General features: G+C 41.6%; 10 protein-coding genes. 3 read left to right on the top strand and 7 right to left on the bottom strand.

Translation table 11 applies throughout. The features are described 5' to 3' along the window. Positions 1–344 precede the first annotated feature (344 nt). Entirely contained in the window at positions 345–1,256 is a 912-nt protein-coding gene (locus RM556_RS07225) for an alpha/beta hydrolase-fold protein (protein WP_311374277.1), read from the top strand. 47 nt (positions 1,257–1,303) lie between these two features. On the opposite strand, the gene RM556_RS07220 is transcribed toward RM556_RS07225, so the two are convergent. Further along, on the bottom strand, positions 1,304–3,334 hold the full coding sequence (locus RM556_RS07220; protein ID WP_311360733.1) for a DUF3857 domain-containing protein: 2,031 nt from the start codon (positions 3,332–3,334) through the stop codon (positions 1,304–1,306). Continuing rightward, positions 3,331–4,692 carry a hypothetical protein gene (locus RM556_RS07215; RefSeq protein WP_311374276.1) on the bottom strand — a complete coding sequence of 454 codons (1,362 nt, stop codon included), beginning with the start codon at positions 4,690–4,692 and terminating at the stop codon, positions 3,331–3,333. Before RM556_RS07215 ends, RM556_RS07220 begins: the two co-directional genes overlap by 4 nt. Positions 4,693–5,886: 1,194 nt before the next feature. Here RM556_RS07215 and RM556_RS07210 point away from each other — a divergent pair. Further along, positions 5,887–8,100: a winged helix-turn-helix domain-containing protein gene (locus RM556_RS07210; RefSeq protein WP_311360735.1), complete on the top strand. Its 2,214-nt coding sequence runs from the start codon at positions 5,887–5,889 to the stop codon at positions 8,098–8,100. Here RM556_RS07210 and RM556_RS07205 read toward each other — a convergent pair. Genes RM556_RS07205 through imuA form a run of 3 tightly spaced genes read right to left on the bottom strand, consistent with a single transcriptional unit; the run spans position 8,084 to position 13,358 of the window. Then, positions 8,084–11,203: an error-prone DNA polymerase gene (locus tag RM556_RS07205; RefSeq protein ID WP_311374288.1), complete on the bottom strand. Its 3,120-nt coding sequence runs from the start codon at positions 11,201–11,203 to the stop codon at positions 8,084–8,086. The genes RM556_RS07210 and RM556_RS07205 overlap by 17 nt on opposite strands. After that, a complete protein-coding gene (locus RM556_RS07200; protein ID WP_311374275.1) occupies positions 11,187–12,650 on the bottom strand; it encodes a DNA polymerase Y family protein in 1,464 nt (487 codons plus the stop codon). Before RM556_RS07200 ends, RM556_RS07205 begins: the two co-directional genes overlap by 17 nt. A gap of 18 nt (positions 12,651–12,668) precedes the next feature. Then, a complete protein-coding gene (gene imuA, locus RM556_RS07195) occupies positions 12,669–13,358 on the bottom strand; it encodes a translesion DNA synthesis-associated protein ImuA (protein ID WP_311360737.1) in 690 nt (229 codons plus the stop codon). A gap of 254 nt (positions 13,359–13,612) precedes the next feature. Between imuA and RM556_RS07190 the strand changes: the two genes are divergently transcribed. After that, on the top strand, positions 13,613–14,068 hold the full coding sequence (locus RM556_RS07190) for a YciI family protein (RefSeq protein ID WP_311374274.1): 456 nt from the start codon (positions 13,613–13,615) through the stop codon (positions 14,066–14,068). Positions 14,069–14,101: 33 nt separating this feature from the next. On the opposite strand, the gene RM556_RS07185 is transcribed toward RM556_RS07190, so the two are convergent. Both RM556_RS07185 and RM556_RS07180 read right to left on the bottom strand, forming a co-directional pair. Next, entirely contained in the window at positions 14,102–15,328 is a 1,227-nt protein-coding gene (locus tag RM556_RS07185) for an EAL domain-containing protein (RefSeq protein WP_311374273.1), read from the bottom strand. A 115-nt stretch (positions 15,329–15,443) separates the two neighbouring features. Beyond that, positions 15,444–16,328 carry a hypothetical protein gene (locus RM556_RS07180; protein ID WP_311374272.1) on the bottom strand — a complete coding sequence of 295 codons (885 nt, stop codon included), beginning with the start codon at positions 16,326–16,328 and terminating at the stop codon, positions 15,444–15,446. Positions 16,329–16,340 lie beyond the last annotated feature (12 nt).

The following is a 16,340-nucleotide window of genomic DNA, read 5'->3' as shown; positions in this document are numbered from 1 at the left end:
GAATTAAAAAGGGGGTCAGAGTGAATTATTTATCATTTAGCGTTGAGCAGGCCCTCACCAATATAAACACGCTTGTTGGCATCCTGCCCGCTCCCAAACGGCATCCCTGCCGTTTGAAGGTTTATATTGGTGAGCGCCTACTCAAAGCCAGAAAAATAAATTCACTCTGACCCCCTTTTTAATTCACTCTGACCCCTTTTTTACTGACCCCTTTTTTAGGGTGTTTTTGTTGAGTGCCTTCTTACATGTTCAAAGCATTACATACGAATTCACCTTCGTAGTGCTGGCTTTTTTATGTAAATAGGCAGAAGCTTAGTTGAATATAGGTAAAAGGAACTTTGACGATGAAATATAAATTACTTCTTTGCATCACTGTTTTGATGCTATGTGTAGCTGCACGACCAATCCCTAAAGTAATCAGTGAGGGTAGCATTCATACAATTGAAAACTTTGAATCCGAGTTTATCGCACCAAGAAATGTACACGTTTGGTTACCTGATGGTTATACGGTAGAGAAAAAGTACCCTGTTTTGTATATGCATGATGGCCATATGTTGTTTGATCCGACAAACACATGGAACAAACAAGAGTGGGGTGTGGACGAAGTTGTTTCAAAGCTCATCAAAGATGGAAAGGTGCCTCCGTTTATCGTTGTGGGCATAGATAGCTTAGACGACACGCGTTACCAGGAGTATTTCCCAGAAAAGGCACAAGTGTATGCAAAGAATAGCTCAGAAAGCATTCCAGAGGCCTTTCTTGAGATTGATTTTATGGCAGACAATTACCTTCAGTTTTTAGTAAAAGAACTGAAGCCATTTATAAAATCAAAATATTCAGTTAGCACAAAGAGGGAAGATACTGCTTTGATGGGGTCTAGCATGGGCGGACTAATTTCTATGTATGCCTTGAGCGAATATCCCAATGAGTTTGGGAAAGCGGCCTGTATCTCAACTCATTTTCCTGGATGGGTCCCCGAGCAATCCAATGGTATCGGAGGCTCTATCGTGGCCTATATGAGCGACAATTTCCCGGAAGCAGGGAATCACAAAATATATTATGATTTTGGTACTGAAGATTTAGATAGTTTTTACGAGCCTTACCAAGTGCTAGTTGACGAACTAATGAAGACTAAAGGGTACACAAATAGTGACTGGTTAACCTTTAAAGATGAAGGCGCGGGTCATAATGAAGTGTCTTGGAATAAACGTCTTCATATACCCATGACATTTCTATTTCAAGCTAAGCCTAAATCTTAGGCCAAGCTTGCCTCAAGAACCAACAATAAATTAACTCTGCACCCATTTTAGTTTTTGCCTAATGCCTCACGAAGGCGTTGTTGCAAGGACTTGCTTACGGAGTTCGATTTATTGGGCACTGCAACTGAATAGTAAAGCGCATCTCTAATATCACGAATATTAGCAATATGCTCTTTTGTATCATCGGCAGCAATGTGGTCTGATTTTGTAGCGTATTTATGTGACACACTAATGGCGCTTGGCTCAGCAACAATATTCCGTTGATAGCTTATGCCCTTATCTTCAATGGTCAGATCTTTATCTTCAAGCTCCCAACCGATCGAAAAAGGTAGCTTAATATCAATATTGTGTTCCGAGGTGAATCCTTCATATAAAGCCATCGGCATCTTACGCTCCTTAACAGCAGGAAGTTCCACATAAGAGCTTACATTGGTACCGTATAGGGGAAAGACGATGGTCTCTTCAGTACTAATAAATGGATTCGGCATGAGGTAAGTACTACTGAAAGTCAGGCGATTGTCTACATAAGAATCTGACTTAGTGAGATCACTTTCTTCTACCAGCGTTGGGTAGGTTCTTAAATAATAGTTATATAGTTCCGATTGGAACACTTTCATACCGGCACTGGCGATATATTCTCGCATCCTCTCGGCTTCAGCACCCGTATAGACTATGTCAATTTGCACTTTCACATCGCTCGTTTTATCGCTGTAATCAAAACGTTCGTTTAAGGTTACATCTCTAGCATGTTGAGTCGGCGGCGTAACCGGTACTAAACTTGTCTCGTCGTCTTTGATCAACAAGCCATATTGAAAATTATTGATACTCTTGTTGTCCAAATCAGTCAACTGAAATGATTTAGTGCCATCGATCCAGTATTCTTTCCCATCGTAAATAAAGCGCGTAACTACATGGTTAAACTGCCCTGGACTAGGTAAAACATCGAGCAGTTTTTTGCGTTGGTTTGTTGAAATTAAAGCGGCATGAGCCTCAATTCCTGCATCTTGAAGTAAGGCAGCAATCAGAAGTGCCTTATCTTTACAGTCACCAAAGCGTCTATCGAATACTTCAATTGGACTATGTGGTTTATGGCTATTTTGTCCAAGCTCAAGTCCTAAGTAACGGATATCATTTTGGGCAAATTCAATCACCTTATTAATGTAATCTTTTTTATTTTCGCTGCTATCTAACCATTCTTGGTTTTTAGCGTGGATTTGCGGTGACAATTCATCGCTGTATGGAAATAGCTCAGTTGCCCAGTTAACTACTTCTGCCCATGATTGATAAGAGGTGAATTCAATAAATCCATAGGGGTTATGCCAATATGGATAGTTGTCTTCACCCGCTACCTCAGGTACATCTTGGTATGTCCAATCGTAGCGCGTTAATCCCGAATCCATTTGCTTAACCTGAATTTCCCCTGGCGTATTTTCCATTCGGTATTGCATCTTCTGATCTGACAACACTGTTATATAACTATCATTGACAGGCACCTGCCAAGTTGTTGTGTAGCCGGTAAAGGCTTTGTCGCCAAAGATTGTATTAACACCGTCTATGGTAAACGAGTAATCGATTTGATCACCGACCCGCACGTCTGAAAGTAATACTAAGGCAGTCACTTGACCGGTTATTAAGCCCATATTTAATTCGCTTTCAGGTTGGATCAAACGAATATCGGCAGATTGAATAATACTTTGCTCTTGGCCATTCCGCGTGAGCGTGATGTCATGGAAGATTAAATTTTGAAAATCAGGGCTGAAACTAACCTCTAAGCGAGCGCCATCTTGCAAGCCCTGTTCTGAACTAATTGTATGTACTGTGCGTCGGTAACTTTGGCGAACGTCGCCTTGTACGAGAAACTGTGAATCTAATAACTGATAGTTTATGCCAAAGCCTGCATCTACTTCATAACTCCTCTTGGCGCGAACTTCTACCCAAGCTGGTGTTTCATCTATTTCATACTGGAAGCTATTGGATTCGATTACTTGCGCGCTGGCTGAGAATGAAGTTATAACGAAGAAGCCAAGTATATTGGCAAAAAGTAGTTTGTAGGTGTTAATCATTGTTTTTGTGTTCACTTTTGTGGTGTCCCTTGCATTGCGATATCGCTAGCCTGATGCGCTTGCAATACAGTGTAAAAATCCTTTATTCGCTTTCGTAACGAGCTTGATAATAGTGGTCGCGTGCCAGCAAAATTCGTGAGTGATAGCTTCCAAGCGTCAACAACATGAGTATCAAGTTGTTTCGCCAAGAGGTCTAAGTAAAGATTGAATTCTGAATCCGCTAAAAAGGTGCGAACCCAAAGATAGCTGGCATTCTCCAAGCCAATTTTATCAACGGTTCGCATAAAGGCTTGACTGACAATGCTTACATTACCTTCAACGTCCATTCTAAGTAGCGCTTGGCTTGCCACAGATTGTAATTCTGGAATACCTAACTCTGCATAGTAGACAAGGTCATCCTGTACATTAACTTGAGCATCGAACGTACCTAATGCCATGTGTGCCTGCGCACGAAATGCCAGCGCTAAGGGAGTGTCATGTTGTCTGGTGTTAATGGTTTCAAGGAGTTCTTCGTACTCGCCATCGAACAGCATGTTCCGGTAACTATCAATTTGCACAGCATAATGTTGCGAAGATAAAAGTGCTTGTTTCTTAATATCAATGATTGAGGAGATATCATCAAAGTAAGTTAATTCACTGTCGCTCAGAGTGGCTTTGATTGAGGATATAAAGAAGTCTGTTTGATCTGCATAGGTTAATGAATATTGGTTTGTGACAGAGTCGATGCCATGGTGCATGATAAGAATGCGATCTTTTTCGACCACCATTTCTGTATCAAATAGATCAATACCCGCTAAATCCAACAAATACTCCGCTTCATAGACTTCACGGACTTTCAGCGGTGTGTTGTCAGAAAAACCATTCTGACTGCTTCCTATGAGTTCACTGCTAATTGATACAATACTGTCGGCGATTGAGTTTTGAGCGTCAACCATGTCGTATTGATTAGCACAATCCAACAAAACAGATAACATGGGTAGGCTGCTAGGGTGGTAAACCATGGCTTGTTTGATAATTCTTAAATGCCGAGTGCTGCATTTGTTTGCATCTGAGATTGTGTGAACTCGGTCAGATAAGTCGACATACTTCGATGTCGCTCTTGCCACTTTTTGTGATTCATAATTACTAATATCTTTTCGCCATACATCAGGCTGCTGATTTTTCCTTGCTAATGAAGCAGATATTTGAATCAGCATGCTCACTGCTTGAGAATCAATACTTGATGCTGATTGGCGAGCTTCTGTTGGTGATGATGCGTTACTAACGGCAACGGCTTGTTGATTAGAAGGCTGAGTTGACCCGCATGCACCAAGAATAGACAATGTGCCTAATAGAAATAATTGCTTAGTAAGTGAAGAAGCTTTGTCCTTCATGATTTTGCTGTAAGACGTCATCCCTGTACAACTCAATATTTAAACGACTTTTGAAGATACTATATAATGTCAAAGATTAATAGCATGCCATTTCTCGTGTGTATCATCATCTAGTCTACTCGGTACATTAAATACGGCATAAATAGCCTGCCTAAGATAAGTTCTGCTAGCCATGACATCACAACTCAGGCGGCCAGTTCGAGCAATAAACTAACGCTTTTCTGTTCTTATATTTTCATCATTTTAATTATGGTTTGTAAGTGCTTACTGGGGTGGTTTAAGTTTATGTAATTGTTGGAGAATAAAATTCTCATCATACTAGTTAAGAAAATAGTCCAATTCATGATGAGACAATGAATCTGTTCTTTTTTTGGTTTTGCGTAACTTTAAAAAATTCAGCTTTATTCGTCATTTTAGTGCTCTTTGATTTATTATATGTAGCGAATTTCTTAAGACCAACCAGATTGAAATTGAGCTCAAAATCGAGAGAATTCGATCCATCATTATGATCTGAGGGTTTGGCTTTATTCTTATAAAAATTGAGATCAGAAAACGTTAAGAGTGAAAAATTGTCGGTTATGCGAAATTTTTAATTTTCAGTTATGCGTATCTTTTATGAGCGACACAAAACATCTCTAATGAGGGCGTTCAAATTAATCATAAATTATCCGATATTTTTGAAAGTAAAAATGACAAAACGAGAGCAGAGTTAATCACACTTATATTTTTTTAACTTCCATATCAATCCATAGAACCTATTTTGCATTTGCGAGTTGACGTTTAGTTTACCCCTGACATATTTTCGCATTTGTCAGGTTCGGGAGAGTTTTTATCGGTTTTTGCCTTGTTTGAACTGACACCTTTTTAACTGCAGACTGTTTGTGAAATTGCAATGTGAACATATTGTCCGATTTTGCAAACGCAAGGTCACATGGCATCATCAAGAAGTAAAATTTCTTCATCGAGGGCGAAAGTAGCGAATAAAGATGGCTACGAACGGATGAAATTAAAGAGTAAATGTGCGACCTTTACATGAAAAAGGGTGAGTAAAAAATAAGCGGTGAAGCATACACGTTCATCTAAATTGGTGATATAGTCGATAGCCTAAATAGTGAACATGAGTTTTCTTGTCTGTCCTAAGATAAGTAAATAAGCGGCCTTCAGCCGTTCACAAAAAGTCATATAGGAAGCTAAGTGCAAGATTCCCTGCTGCAATATTTTGGTGAAAGCGAAATCACCTTTGATAATTTCGTGATCCAAACCCCTAGTGGCAATGTCACCTTCAAAGGTGAGCCAGTCAAATTAGAACCTCAAGTATTCACTTTTCTATTATTGCTGATCAGACATAAAGAGCACATCGTTTCACGCGAAGAAATTGTTGCTGAGGTGTGGTCTGGCAAGACCGCAAGTGATGATGCAATTCGAGCCTTAGTGAAAAAGCTGCGCATTGCACTGGGTGATAACGCACGTGCACCGAAGTTCCTAAAAACGGTTCCTTTGAAAGGCTACTTGTTCATAATGCCTGTTGAAATCAATTTTCACCAGGGTGATTGGTGGCGATCAAAATATGTTTTCTATGCTTTTGGTGCCGTCCTAGTCATTGCCCTTACTTTACTTATTCAATCTCAATTTGGGTCATTTCAAAGTAAGGATCTAACACCAAAACGCGAAGTCACAAGCTCACTTATTACACAAATTAAAGGTAGTGAAGTAAGTCCTTACTTATCAAAAAATGATCGACTCCTGTTTTCACACCAAGGGAATAATGAGTCATATTTACAGGTTTTTGCCAAAGAGTTGGGGCAAGGGGCGGCTAAACGACTCACGTGGGCGGATGCCGACTTCACCAATGGCATTTTGTCAGCGGATGGCCGCCAGGCGATTGTTACCAGAACCGATGAAAGTGGTGAATCGATCGTATTATTTGATTTGGACGATAAGTTAAACCTAGTTTCTTCGCAAACTTTGGCTTTGGACCCAGCCTTGTTAACTCAAAACATTGCAGCTTTGTCTTATGCTAACAATGGCAAGTCACTCTATTTATATGGTCAGGCCAAAGCTGAAGACGGCAATGCGAGTTACGGCTTGATAAAATATGATTTGGCGACTAAATCATCTCGCATCGTCACCTTGCCAATCTCCGCAGAGGCGAGAGTCGTAGCGGCCAAGGAATCAGCAGACGGACGTATGTTGGGTGTTTTGGCAAATCATACAAATAGCGCTGTAATGGTTATTCTTAACCAAGAAGTGGGCGAAGTAGTCGTTACCAAAACTTTACCAAGCCCGGCGAGTAGCTTTGTATGGTCACCTGAGGGCGAAAGTGTCAGCATCGCCAGCAATTCAAATACGCTTCTCAATTTACATATCCAAAAGCAGCGTCTTTATGAATGGACTGGCCTACCGAAACCAATTAACAAAGTGATCAGTCAATGCGCTGAATACTGTTTTGTTGTGCAAGAGTTAGGGCAGCGAAGTGTGGATGTTATTGAAAGGCCAGCAGTGTTTCAAAGTATTGACTATATGAGCACGGCGCAGTTTGCTAACGCTAGCGTTGATTTCTTTCCAAGTTACTTTAATCAAGGCGAAGGTGTGTATTTCTTATCCTTGAGTGAAGACAAGTTACAGCTCAACCAGTATTTGAATCAAGGCGAATCAAAAGCAGTTTTTAATCTGCCGCAATCAGACTCTATTGAATCGATGGTTTTGAGCCCAGACGAGCAGTCGTTCATTGGTGAGCTAGACCGCAGACTATTTGCATACAGTGTGAAAAACAACACGCTACGTTTCTTGAATGTGCCAGAAGCCAATCCTAGCAATCCCGTTTGGTCTCTTGATAGTCAAAAAGTCTATTATCGAACCGCCGCTACTACTGCAGCGAGCACGAATAGTACTGAGCCTGCACAATGGGTGAACAAGATATATGCTCACGATATGAGTTCGAACAAGAGTGAACTGATTGCCGAAGGCTTGGTGTTTCTTAAACCATTAGATCAGCTAAAGTGGTTAGCCATTAATGAGGCAAATGAGGCCTTTTTCGTAGCGGATAGTTTGTTGTTTGCCGAGCCAGTGTTTAATGCTGCCCAGTTAGAGGAGCAGAATAAGATCACTGAGATTAAGCGCTATAACACCAACAATTTTAGTTTGCTCAATGAGATACTGTATTTTACTGAACAGCAGGATGAGCAGACGATCTTGGTCAGTATCCCTATCAATCAAGAAGCCCCCGCAGAGAATCTACAAAGCTGGACCCTGAGTGGGAGTATGCTATTGCCTCACTTAGACATTCACCCCGATGGTCAAAAAATGTTATTGGTAGAGTCAGCTCTGAATCAGTCTAATTTGATGAAAGTGGATGGCTTGACCCTAGCACCTCTGCAAGTTAGACAAGTGGCTACCGAAACTCCCTAGACTTTAAATCTAGTTGCGCTAGTAGGTGAGTTTGGTCAACAAGCTTACCTGCAATAACGTGCACTACATCGCCATCACCCCTTTCCAGTATGCCTTTCACTTGTAGTATCTTGGCATTCATATAGGCCTGCTTTTGTGCGCGAGCTGATGATTGCCAAACAATCACATTGATATTTCCAGTATGATCTTCAAGCGTGATGAATGTGACACCCGCGGCTGTGCCCGGACTTTGTTTTCCAGTAACCACACCAATAATGCTAATAAATGACTGGTGTGGAATGTCGACTAAGTGATTCGCAGGGGTAAACCTTGGTAATAATGCTGCTTGATGCAATAAGGCCATGGGATGGTGTTCAAGTGATAAACCTGTACTCGCAAAGTCTTCTATTAGGTTATCAAATAGTGATGGCTGTTTAATGTAGCTTGGCTGTGGTATTTCATCTACGCTGTTAGCAAACAAAGGCAGTTCTTGGATCGAGTCCATCAGTTGCCAACGTGCTTGATAGCGATCGTTTGCTATTTGCGCAAACGCATTTGCACTGGCTAGGGCTTGTAAACAAGATGAGGGCAGCCCAAGTTGACGTACTTCCGCAATACTTTGATAACCTGTTTCTGGTCGCTGCTTAATTAAATAGTCAACAGAGTCTTTCTTCAAGCCTTTTACTAAGCGTAATCCCATGCGAATGCTTAGCGATTGGCTTTGTTCATGCTTGGTTTGCAAAGCATGATCGTAGTCTGATGCATTTACGCAAAAATTCAGTGTACTCACACCATGCTGTTTGGCATCTTGAATGATTTGCGAGGGTGAATAGAAGCCCATCGGTAAGCTATTCAGTAAACCGACATAGAATGCTTCGGGATAGTAATGCTTTAACCATGCAGACACATACGCTAAGACTGCAAACGAAGCCGAATGAGATTCAGGAAAACCATACTCACCAAAACCGCAAATTTGTTCAAATAGCCTTAGCGCATAGTCGTGGCTATAACCTCGTTCGGTCATGCCGTCAGTAAGCTTTTGTTTAAATTTATATAAGTCGCCGTTTTTCTTCCAGCTCGCCATTGCTCTGCGCAAACCGTCAGCTTCGCCACCTGAAAAACCCGCAGCAACCATTGCCAATTGTATGACTTGTTCTTGAAAAATAGGCACGCCCATAGTGCGTTTCAGTACCTTTTCGATCTCTGGTGAAGGGTAATCAATTTGCTCTTTTCCATCACGACGAAGTAAATATGGATGCACCATATCACCTTGGATCGGACCCGGACGTACTATCGCAATCTGCACTACTAGGTCGTAATACTCCTTGGGTTTTAGGCGCGGTAACATGCTCATTTGGGCACGGGACTCAATTTGGAAAATACCCACAGTATCGGCTTTTTGGATCTGTGCAAAAACTTGCTGATCATCCGGTAGTGCAGTAATAAAAGGGATGCTATATGTGTGCTGGTAATGCTGTTTAATCAAGTCGAAACTCTTACGAATAGCCGTGAGCATACCTAACGCGAGCACGTCGACTTTCAATAGCTTTAATGTTTCTAAGTCGTCCTTATCCCATTGAATCACCGTCCTTTCTGCCATTGAAGCATTTTCGATGGGTACCATTTCATACAAGGGACCTGCGGAAATAACAAAACCGCCAACGTGCTGAGAAAGGTGGCGAGGAAAGCCAATAAGTTGTTCAACAAGATGAATGAAGTGCTGTCCTTTAGGGGATTCAGGATCAATACCCAACTCAGTCAATTGAGATTGCCAGCTAAGCTCGCGATCTCGACGATTCACATTCTTGATAAAATAGTCTAAGTCGGTATTGTTGATACCAATCACTTTTCCAACTTCTCGTAAGGCGCTTTTAAAACGATAGCAGACCACGGTCGCGGCAATTGCGGTGCGCTCTCGACCATATTTGCGATAAATATACTGGATGATTTCCTCACGCCGTTCGTGCTCAAAGTCAACATCAATGTCGGGCGGCTCATTGCGTTCCTTAGAAATAAAGCGTTCAAATAGCACACTGATTTGGCGTGGATCTACCGCTGTTATTTCTAAGCAGTAACACACAATCGAATTTGCGGCTGAGCCGCGGCCTTGATACAGGATATGCTTGGCTTTGGCGAATTGAACAATGTCGTAAATAGTGAGGAAGAAGTATTCATAAGCCTGTTCATTGATGAGTTTGAGCTCTTTTTCAATCGTGGCGCGGATCTCCTTACTAACTCCAGATGGAAAGCGTTTTGCAATGCCCTGTTCAACTAGTTCGCGTAAGTAAATAGCGGGTGTGGAGCCCGCTGGTAATATTTCAGCAGGATATTGATAGGCTAACTCAGAAAGGTCAAAGTGACACAAATCAGCAATTTTAACACTGGTTTCGAGCCAGGCTGACGGGTATAAATTACTTAGCTTTTGCAGTGGTCTTAGACAAGCTTCCTGATTTGATAAAGCTTCACGCCCCAAGTCTTGGATGAGACAAGCTTCTCTGATGGCGTGTTGGCAATGTTGTAAGGCTTGTCTGCTTGGATCATGCATTAAAGCACATGAGCTCGCGACAAGATCTAAGTCAAAACGCTCTGCAATATCCTCACAATAACTAATGTGCTCGTACTCGTTTGCGGTTAACCAACGTTTTATACCTAGCCATGTACGTCCAAGGTAGTGCTTATTGAGCCATCTTGCCCAATCATGATCTTGTTGGCTGTCACCGCTAGGAAGCCAAATACATAGGCAGTGCTTCACCGATTTTAAGTCCCATTCGCTTAGCTCATAGTGGCCTTTCTCTGCACGGCGGCGAGCGTTGGTGATAATACGGCAGCACTCACTGTAGGCGAGTTTATTGGGGCAAAGTAAAACAATAATGTTGCCATTGAAAACGAACTTACTGCCGACAATCAGTTTAATCGGTAGATGATGTTGTTTAATTTCAGCATAAGCGCGCACGATGCCAGCCATTGAGCATTCATCGGTGATAGCAATAGCTTTGTACTGTAAAAAGTAAGCTTGGCGAACCATTTCCTCTGGGTGAGAAGCACCCTCCAAAAATGAAAAGTTGGTTTGGCAGATGAGTTCAGCAAAGGCCGCGTGTAGCTTGTTTTTAGATGAAGTAACCATGAATAAACCACTCGTCTTTGGGTGTTCTAAATATCCATAATTGCTGTCCCTGTTGGCTTTGCGCCAAAAAGTAATCGCGCTGTATTTCTTGTTTATCCCACCATCCTGACACAATGCGTTCTGGGCCATCTATGATTTGTGCCTTGCCTTGTAAAGGGCGAGGTTCTTTGAGTAAAAACCCCGGCCTGTCTAAGTAGATTTTAGTGGCCTTTATCCGCTTTCTATTGTCCTGTTGTTGATGGTATCGACTATTGCACTCAGGCCGATAATCGTCGCTGTAGTGCAGCAAGCTCACTTGCTCTTCTCCAAGTTTAGCTTGCAAGCGAGAAAGCAAAGTCATTGCCGCAATATGCGTGCTTTTTTGGGTGAAAAAATCGCTATCACACAGGTCGGCTTTTTCAATTTTACGACAGCTTAATGTAATCCCATATACCGCTGAGCTTAAGCTAAGGCTCTCAAATCGCAGGGCAATAATATCTAGCCAGTGAGCGCTTTTGTACAAAGGCTGCGCACTATTAATCACTTGTTCAATAGGCTCATGTTCTCGTTGATGTAAGCAAATCGTCAGACTCAATGCTAATGCGTTACGTACTAACAAATATGATTCAAGTGTTTGCAAACAACGCTCAAGCACAGGAAGAAGTTTATCCACAAGCTCAATGTCGTAAAGAAGCTCTAGGTATTGTTGATAATGCTCGGGTGGTTGGTAAAAACGAAGTTTTGCCGGCGCTTCTCCGCGTAGCTCAGCAATTAGGTGTAGACTCAATTTAGATACCCGAGTAGCAAGCTCTGATAAGGGATGTGATAATAAGTCATCAATTGTTTTTACGCCGACACGTTGTAGCTTTTCAATATCTTTACGATCAATATCACTCATAGAAAGCGTACATTGCTTGAGTTCTTGCGCAATGGAGGTTTTGTTATCACTCATGAATCGGCGACGATGTTTCGCAATGAGTTTTGCTACATTTACAGAATAAGCGCTAGCATAATAAACGTCGAATGAGTGTTGCGCTAAGCTGCGTTTTATCGCTTGCCAGTAGTGCTCTAAACTGCCATATAAACGCAGCATATTTTGTGCACGTAAATACAAACCGTGGGGCTCATCAATAACGATATCAGAGGTTAATAAGTACAATTCATTGGCCAAACTTTCGAGAGTTTGCTTAGCAAGTTCAAGCTTGTATTCACTGACCGCTAACTCAGCACAAAGTAGACTTGCACTCGCTAAACCCATGCCATGCTTAATGCCTAGTTTGGCAGCTGCACGATTTAGCTGAATGACCTGATTGAGTTTGGGATCATATACAATCCGAGCTTGTTGAGAGCGTTGCTGCCCCATTTGTGTATTTGGTTCTTGCAGATGAATACCTTCCGCTTCTTGGACATTTAACTGTAAATTCGGGAGGTAGATATATATCCACAATGAAGAGGTATCGAACTGCATAGGGTTTGACTGCTTAAACTATTGATTAGCATGCAGTGCAACAACATTGTGTTGTTGAGCTTTCATTGGTTTTCGCATAGGTGAACCGAGCTTTGCCTTGAAAGGCACTTTCACCGTAAATGGTGGCAAGGGCCAGCCCACTTTTTGTTTATTGATTTTTACCTGAACCATTTGCTTATCTCGCTTCATTGAAAGTGACAAGCTAACCGGCAAATTCTCAATTTGATGCTGACCACTGGTAAAAAAGAAGTTCAAGCATTGGCCCTTTAAAGCCGCGAGCTCTAACTTTTTTGCTTGGCTTTGTTGTAAGGTATTTTGCCATACAAATACAGCGCTACAGGCGCCACTTTTGGCACATTGCTCTGCACTCCAAAGCGCTTCTTGAGAGCTATTCGCCTGAATAATTAATACCCGTTCTAAGTCGATGCCTTCGCTAAGAAGGAACTCGGCATTTAATAAATGAGGCGGAGCAATGAAGGCACATAGGCGCTTGTCTTCGTGCATGTTAAGTAGCGCTGGCACGACTAGACGCATTTCGCCACACCCTAGAATAGAAGCAATGTGCACTAGTCCTGATTGTGGAAATCCACCATTGAGTGCTTCGTCGAGCTTTTGATAACCTGTAGCAACACGCTCCTGTTGTTGATCTAGTTTGGCCGCTGTCCACACAAGTTGTTTTTTCTGTAAATCATGTAGCAGAGATTTCATCTAGCACCTAATCATAATTAGCTTATATGTATATTTATACAGTATAAATGCTTATGTTTTTTGATCAAGGAATTGTTTTACAATGCCGCTATAGGCCAGAACAAAAAGCACAAGTTAATGATTAAATTATGTTTTTATTTTTGATGTCTGTGCATTTTGAATTTGTATTTTATAGGGCTCTTATGTACTGTGGTTTTATACCTTTGCTCTCTATCTTATTGAGTTTAAGGGCTTAACTTAGGAGCGGCGTCACGATGAAAAACAGACTCAAAAAAATATACTATGTATTAATGCTTGGTTTATGCATGAGTGTAAATAGCTATGCGGAATACGATGAAGAGCTCGCAGCCTCGGTGGGAGCGGATGACTACGGCATGAAATCTTATGTCATGGTGCTGTTAGTGACCGGCGATAAAACAGTTGAAGATAAAGCGGAAAGAGACAAAGCATTTGCTGGCCATTTTGCCAATATGAGTCAGTTAGCAGAAGAAAAGAAGCTGGTTGTTGCTGGCCCTTTTGTTGAGGCGAGGCCAAAACGAGGCTTATTCATTTTCAATACCGATAGTTTAGAAACGGCTGAAGCTTGGGTGAAAACCGACCCTGCAGTAAAAGCGGGCATTTTCAATTATGAGCTATACAAAATATACAGCTCAGCGGCTTTGATGTTGGTGAATGAACAACACAAGAAATTGCAAAAAACGGCAATGTAAACAGGCATGCCTATGAACGTAGTTTGATGCTTATTACAAACTACTCTTCATTTCATTCGCCCAAGTAGTCGCTTGATAGTACATCTGAAAAAGATCTTCCATTGGTGAATTAATTCTTTCAGCGAAAGCTTCAATTTTAGCCCAATCTGCAGTCTCAAACGCGACGCACAATTGATATTGTTGAGCGAGTTCATCCTCTTGCTCTTTTTTACACAGTACATTTTTGATGACTTCAGTGAAAGGTAACTTCTCTAAGACCTGTTCAATGGGCATATCGAGCAAAGCATCAGTGCGCGAAAACAAACCTAAAATAAAACTATTTGGTGGATCTTCAGCAATGCCCATTTTAGATGACACTAACTTACAGAATTGTGCTCGGGTTAAGCTTGAAACTAATAAGTCTTCGGGCTTGTTACCTTTCAAATTAGCAAGTGTTAACAAGGCAATAAACTTTTTCAGTTCAACATGACCTAAAAACTTTAGGGCATGAGACAAAGACTCAATTTTGTTGCGTTTGTTTACACTGGGGTTGTTGATAAAGCGCATTAGCTTAAATGTAAGCCCTACATCCTTTTCAAACACTTCAGTGACCTTCTGCACATCTAAGGTCGTTGCTACGCTAATGCGTAAAAGTTCGACGACAGAGGTCATCGAGATATCAATGTTTTTATGCTTTACCACTTCTGGTTTAGATAAAAAATAACCTTGAAAATAGTGAAAACCAGCCTCTTTAAAGCGTTCGAACTCTTCATGAGTTTCGACCCTTTCTGCGACTAATGTTATACCTTGTTTCTTAAAGGCGTCTATTTGGTCAACGACACTTGGATTTGTTAAGTCAACCGCTTCAACTTCCAGTTTGATATACGATATGAAGGGCATGAGTGGCTGCCAATGAGCACTAAAGTCATAGTCATCTAGCGCAATTTTATAACCCATTTCATGGATTTGTTCGCAAGCCTTTACCAATTCAGGGCTGACATCGACCGTTTCAACAATTTCAATAACGACATTTTTGGGGTCTAGCGTAGACGGAAATCGATAAATAATAGTGTCGGTATGGAAGTTGATAAATGCGGCTTTGTTGAAAGTGATGCTTTCTACGCCGATAGACAAGTGACTGGCGGCTAGCATGTTGCTTGTGGCTTCGTCTGGAGAGATATCAGGGAAACAGTTTTTTACACCATCGCGGAATAATAATTCATAGCCAAACACGTTTTTCTTCGTGTCGTAAATCGCTTGTCGTGCTACATATGCAAACATCAATGGCCTATCAAGGTGTAAAAGAAGAAAACTAGTATACACATATCGGTTGTGTTGTTAATACTATGAGGCTTAATTGTGACTGAGGTGCTTATTTAAGCGGCGTTCAGGCTCCTTATTCCTCTTTGAGCAGTATTGCGATTTGCTTCTCTGTTAATCCTGCTTTGTATTTTTCAGGCAAGCGCCAGTCTTCTTCTGTTAACTTTTGTTTTTGTAAGATATTGAACAAGGTTACTTGTAACTCGATGTAGCTGTCTGGTTTTTTTGTGTTTGCTTGCGTCTGATTTTCAGCGTTTACCACTTTCTGAGGCACTTCACTGGCATCTTGCTTGCTACTCGTTTCCTTATTTTCCGTACTGTCTTTCAGGCTGACTTTTTCTTTTTCAACAAGACGCCTTTGGCTTTCTTTTTTCGCACGAGCTTGCATGGCCATGGCGCTTCGAGCTGCAATTTCATCGGCCTGCCTGATACTTTGCATTTGCGTAAATACAGCTTTCGCTTGCGCTGTTAAGCTCAGCTCTATTGGTGCTTCCATTCCAGAGGAAAGGCTATCCATTTCGTTAGCAACCAGCTCCATTGATTTGCTTTCAGAATTTCTCGTTTGCATAGGCGAGGGTGCAAGTAATTCTTCTTGAGTGTCTATCAATGAACTTGGGCTTGTAGGGTTTGATAATACCGCCTGTTCGGGCATATTTTCATGCTGGCCAATATAAATAAATACCAATATAAGCACAGAGGCTGCCACGGAACCGCCGTATTGCCAACGCAGCCAAGAATATGGCTTTTTCTGAGTGCTTGTTTGTTTTGTACCGCCTTGTTGTGTCACTCCTTGCATTATATTGGCCTGCTTTGCTTTTGCCAAAATAGCGTCATCAATAGCAACACTAGGCGAAGACTGACTTTCGCTTACTTGTTGTTCACGCATCGCTTTTTGATACTGTTTGCTTACCCATGCTTCATCTTCATTCATGGGTTTGTCGTTTGGTGGTGTCTGACTCATGTTCCGAAGCTC

The sequence above is a fragment of the Alteromonas sp. W364 genome, assembly GCF_031846205.1.
GTDB lineage: Bacteria > Pseudomonadota > Gammaproteobacteria > Enterobacterales > Alteromonadaceae > Glaciecola > Glaciecola blandensis.
Note: the sequence above shows the minus strand (reverse complement) of the source record. Positions and strands in the feature narration are given on the sequence as shown.